This is a genomic window from Corynebacterium sp. KPL2838, from assembly GCF_040225455.1.
GTDB classification, from domain to species: domain Bacteria; phylum Actinomycetota; class Actinomycetes; order Mycobacteriales; family Mycobacteriaceae; genus Corynebacterium; species Corynebacterium rhinophilum.
In genome coordinates this window covers 1-1,486 of sequence record NZ_JBEHFT010000073.1, presented here as the reverse complement: position 1 = coordinate 1,486, position 1,486 = coordinate 1, and the positions used below count along the sequence as shown (strand labels likewise).

Sequence of the window (1,486 nt, the reverse complement as noted above, 5' to 3'; positions counted from 1 at the left end):
AGCTTAGATCTCGTCTCGCCATAGTAGTCATTCTGGTTCATCTCCTTATGCGGGTTAGGTTCCCACACACAAACCATTAGACACTCTCCACTAGTGTGGTGTATCTGTTACCCGTGGTAAGCCTCGTGCCGGTGCACAATAAGGCGACCATCACGGGTGCCTTTCGAATCAACTTCAACCTATCCTCGAAAGGAATATCACCGCGATGGCCGCTAACCCCCATCATATCGATCCCACTGCGTATCTGGAAGAATTGCTGACCCAAGCCTCCCCAGACTTGATGCGCCAGATGCTTACAGACTTCATTAACCAGATACTTTCAGCCCAGGCTGACACGGTCTGCGGCGCTGATTACGCCACGGTATCTCCACAACGGACTAATACCCGCAATGGCTACCGTCACCGGTCCTTAGACACCAGGGTAGGCAGTATTGATGTTGCTATCCCGAAGCTACGTCACGGCGCATTCTTTCCCGACTGGCTCTTAGAAAGGCGTACACGCACCGAACGGGCCCTGACTACCGTGATAGCCACGTGTTATCTCAAAGGGGTCTCCACTAGACGCATGAATGATTTGGTGGCCACGCTGGGCATTGACAATCTGTCGAAATCACAAGTGTCTGACATGGCCAAAGAACTCGACGAGATGGTCGCTGACTTTAGAGCCCGCCCACTGGATTCAGGACCGTATTACTACCTGTCCTGTGACGCGTTGACCATGAAAGTCCGCGAAGGCGGACGTGTCGTTAAAACCAGTGTGCTTATCGCTACCGGTGTTAACAAAGACGGCTACCGTGAACTACTGGGCATGCAGGTCGCAACATCAGAATCCGTGGAATCATGGACCGGATTCTTCCAAGACCTTAAAGCCCGTGGTCTTAGCGAAGTCTATCTCGTCACCAGCGATGCACACCTAGGAATCCAAGCCGCTGTTGGTCAAGTACTACCTACTGCAGGCTGGCAACGCTGCCGCACACATTTTGCTAAGAACCTGTCGTCAAAAGTGTCAAAACGCCAGTGGACAACACTATCGGGAATGTTTCACTCCATCTTCCAGCAAGCCGACGCGCAAGCTACCTGGGACCAAGCCCGTCAGGTCGTGGATTTCTGCACCGAGCGTTTTCCCGACGCAGCCGACTACCTGGAAGAATCATTAGATGAGATTCTCGCGTTTACAACCACGCCCAAAGCTGTATGGACGAAGGTATGGTCCAATAATCCCACGGAGCGTTTGAACCGTGAAATCCGGCGGCGTACCGACGTTGTAGGAATCTTTCCCAACCGCGCAGCTGTCATCCGCCTCGTCGGCGCGGTACTAGCTGAACAGCATGACGACTGGATCCAGCAGAAACGCTATATGTCACTAGCAAGCTTGGAACACACCCGACGTCTGATAGCTACCAACACCATGGGCCTGACCCCCGGAAAGTGGACACGTCGGGGGTTAGCTATGCTGCTTTGGTCAGTGTAGCTGATGTGAGTGCTT

Annotated in this window: 1 protein-coding gene; it reads left to right on the top strand. The window is 53.1% G+C overall.

What is annotated here, in order from left to right; genetic code table 11:
- Positions 1–205 precede the first annotated feature (205 nt).
- Complete coding sequence (locus tag ABRP98_RS11700; protein WP_349859361.1) at positions 206–1,471, top strand: IS256 family transposase; 1,266 nt, start codon at positions 206–208, stop codon at positions 1,469–1,471.
- The last annotated feature ends 15 nt before the right edge of the window (positions 1,472–1,486 follow it).